This is a genomic window from Novosphingobium sp. B-7, assembly GCF_000410615.1.
Classification (GTDB): domain Bacteria; phylum Pseudomonadota; class Alphaproteobacteria; order Sphingomonadales; family Sphingomonadaceae; genus Novosphingobium; species Novosphingobium capsulatum.
Map to the genome: position 1 here is coordinate 1 of NZ_APCQ01000618.1, position 3602 is coordinate 3602.

4 protein-coding genes are annotated in these 3602 nt (G+C 64.5%); 3 read left to right on the forward strand and 1 reads right to left on the reverse strand.

What is annotated here, in order from left to right; all coding sequences use genetic code 11:
• A partial coding sequence (locus tag H926_RS26035) for a chemotaxis protein CheW (protein ID WP_043608291.1) occupies nt 1-662 on the forward strand: 662 nt, incomplete at its 5' end.
• A 113-nt stretch (nt 663-775) separates the two neighbouring features.
• A complete protein-coding gene (gene ettA, locus H926_RS0106800) occupies nt 776-2455 on the forward strand; it encodes an energy-dependent translational throttle protein EttA (protein ID WP_022675635.1) in 1680 nt (559 codons plus the stop codon).
• Between the two features lie 137 nt (nt 2456-2592).
• On the opposite strand, the gene H926_RS26040 is transcribed toward ettA, so the two are convergent.
• Nucleotides 2593-3054: a flavin-binding protein gene (locus H926_RS26040; protein ID WP_158441945.1), complete on the reverse strand. Its 462-nt coding sequence runs from the start codon at nt 3052-3054 to the stop codon at nt 2593-2595.
• Nucleotides 3055-3105: 51 nt separating this feature from the next.
• On the opposite strand from H926_RS26040, the gene H926_RS0106810 reads away from it, so the two are divergent.
• Nucleotides 3106-3602 (forward strand): hypothetical protein (locus H926_RS0106810; RefSeq protein ID WP_202804677.1); only part of this gene is annotated, 497 nt, incomplete at its 3' end.

Sequence of the window (3602 nt, forward strand, 5' to 3'; positions counted from 1 at the left end):
CCGCGCTGGGTGCGATCGGCATTGCCGGCACTGGCGCGGCCCATGCCCTGGTCGACCTGGGCGGCCAGCCGGTGCTGCACCTGTCCGCGACGGCGATTACCGGCGATCCGCGCCTGGCAGAAGTGGCGGCCATGCAGGTGCCGGTCGCGCCCGAGGATACCGATGGGCACCAGCGCCTGCGCGGATTGCCCGCTGCCACCGGCGCCACCAGCACGGCCAATGCCTGGCTCACCTTTCGCCTGGGCGAGGCGCGCTATGCCCTGCCGCTGGGCGCAGTGGAAGCGGTGCTGCCGGGCGAACAGCCGCTCTTGCCGCTGGCTGGGCAATTTCCATTATCGGCCGTGTTCCTGCATCGCGACCGGCCAACACCCGTGCTCGATCTCGCCGCGCGCCTTGGCTGCTCGCGCACCGCAGCCGTGGACGAGGCGATCATGGTGGTGGTCGGCATGGCCGGCCAGCGCCGGGCCTTTCTGGTCGATATGCTGTGCTCGGTCGAGCGCGTGCCGCTTCAGGCGCTGCGCACGCAGGCCACCTCGCGGCAGTTGCCTGCAGCGACGATCCGCTGCCGCGCCAACGAGACCTGGGAAGTGCTCGACGCGGCAGCACTGGGCCTGGCTGGTGAGGCAACCCCGCCTGCGGATATCGCCTGCCTCACCGCCTAACCAGCCTGGCGCCGGGCATCCCCAAGTGCTTGCCCAACTTGGGCGCGCCCTGTAGAGCGCGGGACAATTTCGCACGTTTTGCCAAACGTTCTGTCTCGCGCAAGGACCCTCAGATGGCCGCCCAATACGCCTACGTCATGAAGAACATGACGAAAACCTTCCCCGGCGCGCAAAAGCCGGTGCTCAACAACATCAACCTGCAGTTCTACCAGGGCTCCAAGATCGGCATCGTCGGCCCCAACGGCGCCGGCAAGTCCACGCTGATGAAGATCATGGGCGGCATCGACAAAGACTTCACGGGCGAAGCATGGCCGGGTGAGCACATCACCGTGGGCTACCTGCCGCAGGAGCCGCAGCTCGATCCCACCAAGACCGTGCTGGAAAACGTCAAGGAAGGCGCGCGCGAAGTGGCCGACCTGGTCGATCGCTTCAACGAGATTTCCAACATCATGGCTGATCCGCCGGAAGACGTCGATTTCGACGCGCTGATGGATGAAATGGGCGATCTGCAGGGCAAGATCGACGCGGTCGATGGCTGGACGCTCGATAACCAGCTTGAAATCGCGATGGAAGCGCTGCGCTGCCCGCCGGGCGACTGGTCGGTGGAAAGCCTCTCGGGCGGTGAAAAGCGCCGCATCGCGCTGACCCGCCTGCTCATTCAGAAGCCGTCGATCCTGCTGCTCGACGAACCGACCAACCACCTCGACGCCGAAAGCGTCGAATGGCTGGAAAACCACCTCAAGGAATATGCCGGCGCGGTGCTGATGATCACCCACGACCGCTACTTCCTGGACAACGTGGTCGGCTGGATCCTCGAACTCGACCGGGGCAAGTACTTCCCCTACGAAGGCAATTACTCGACCTACCTGGAAAAGAAGGCCAAGCGCCTGGAGCAGGAAGACCGCGAGGCGACCGGCCGCCAGAAGGCGATCAACGACGAACTCGAATGGATCCGCGCCGGCACCAAGGGCCGCCAGACCAAGTCCAAGTCGCGTATCAAGAAGTTCGAGGAACTGGTCGCCAGCCAGGAAAATCGCTCGCCGGGCAAGGCCCAGATCGTCATCCAGGTGCCCGAGCGCCTGGGCGGCAAGGTGATCGAGGCCAAGAACATTTCCAAGGCCTATGGCGACAAGCTGCTGTTCGAAAACCTCTCGTTCATGCTGCCGCCGGGCGGCATCGTGGGGGTTATCGGGCCGAACGGCGCGGGTAAGTCCACGCTGTTCAAGCTGATCACCGGCCAGGAAACCCCTGACACCGGCGAAATCGACATCGGCTCGACCGTGCGCCTGGGCTATGTCGACCAGAGCCGCGATCACCTCGATCCCAAGAAGAACGTGTGGGAGGAAATCTCCGACGGGCTCGACTACATGAAGGTCAACGGGTTCGACACTTCGACCCGTGCCTATGTCGGCGCGTTCAACTTCAAGGGCCAGGACCAGCAGAAGAACGTCGGCAAGCTCTCGGGCGGTGAACGCAACCGCGTGCATATGGCCAAGATGCTCAAGCAGGGCGGCAACGTGCTGCTGCTCGACGAACCGACCAACGACCTCGACGTGGAAACGCTCGCGGCGCTGGAAGAAGCCATCGAAAACTTCGCCGGCTGCGCCGTGGTCATCAGCCACGACCGCTTCTTCCTCGATCGCCTGGCCACCCACATCCTGGCGTTCGAAGGCAACAGCCACGTCGAATGGTTCGAAGGCAACTTTGCCATGTACGAAGAAGACAAGCGCCGCCGCCTGGGCGATGCGGCCGATCGCCCAACGCGCCTGGCGTACAAGAAGCTGACGCGCTGATCAAAGATGGTGCAAGGTTTCGCACCACCCCCAACCCCCTCCTCTGAAGAGGAGGGGGCGTTTAGATAGGTATGTTAACTCCCCCTCCTCTTCAGAGGAGGGGGCCGGGGGGTGGTGGAACCCACGCGTGACGCACCTTAAGGCGCCACCCAGTTCCCCACCCAGCCCTGCGCCCCGCGCTCAAAGCGCGCACGCACCCCGCCCTGCGCGTCCAGCCTGAGCCAGTCGAGCGTATCAGGCTCCACCACCAGCACCGCGAAAACATCGCGCGCGGCCTCGGTTTCCTCAAGGGTTGGGCGGCGGCCCAGCAGATCGGCAGGCAGCGCGCTGCCTGCCTCTGCCAGCGGTGCGCCCGGGCCATGCGTGGCCAGATAGCATCGGCGGCTGAACACCGCCGCAGCATCCCAGGCGGCATCGGCCAAGGCGCCGTGCTGCTCGATCCGTGCCGACCCGGCCAGGCGCAACTGCACGCGCGCCGCCGGATCATAGGCCAGCACGCTGGCACGGCCGTATCGGGCGATCGTCGCCACCTTGGGGCTACGTGCATCGGTGTGAAAACGCAGCGCTGCCAAATCAGGTGCCACTGCACGCAATACCATGATCCGCATCTCGCCATCGGGTGTGCCCACCACGGGACAATGCATGGCCGCATGCCGATCGGCGACGACGGCATTGAGCCGCGCCTGGGCATCGCCAAGAATTTCATCCAGATTATTCATAGTGATGGTGTGGCGCGGAAAATGCGAGATTGCAAAGATGAACGATTGGGCCGTTTTATCAACGGCGTTACCAATATGAACGGCGGGCTATCCATCCGGTTCAGCGATGCGACAGCGGCAATGCTCTATCACTATTGGCAAGTGATGGGAAACCAATGCCATCGCGCGACATTTCCTGAAAACACGTTCGAAAGGGAGACGGCCATGGCCGCCAGTAGAAAATGGACAACGAAGATCGGCGCGGCGCTGGCCGTTGCCTCGCTGGCAGCCGCCGTTCCCGTTACGGCCTTTGCCGATGATCATGGCGATCACCGCGGTGGTGAAAACCGCGGCGGCTTCCCCGGCGGTGGCCAGCCGCGTGGCGGTGGTTTCCCCGGTGGCGGCCCCGGTGGCGGACAGCCCCGCGGTGGCGGCTTCCCGGGCGGCGG

What these genes read in the sequence shown, in the direction of transcription:
- ettA (WP_022675635.1), top strand. Translation starts at nt 776, where the DNA reads ATGGCCGCCCAATACGCCTACGTCATGAAGAACATGACGAAAACCTTC.
- H926_RS26040 (WP_158441945.1), bottom strand. Translation starts at nt 3,054, where the DNA reads ATGGTATTGCGTGCAGTGGCACCTGATTTGGCAGCGCTGCGTTTTCAC.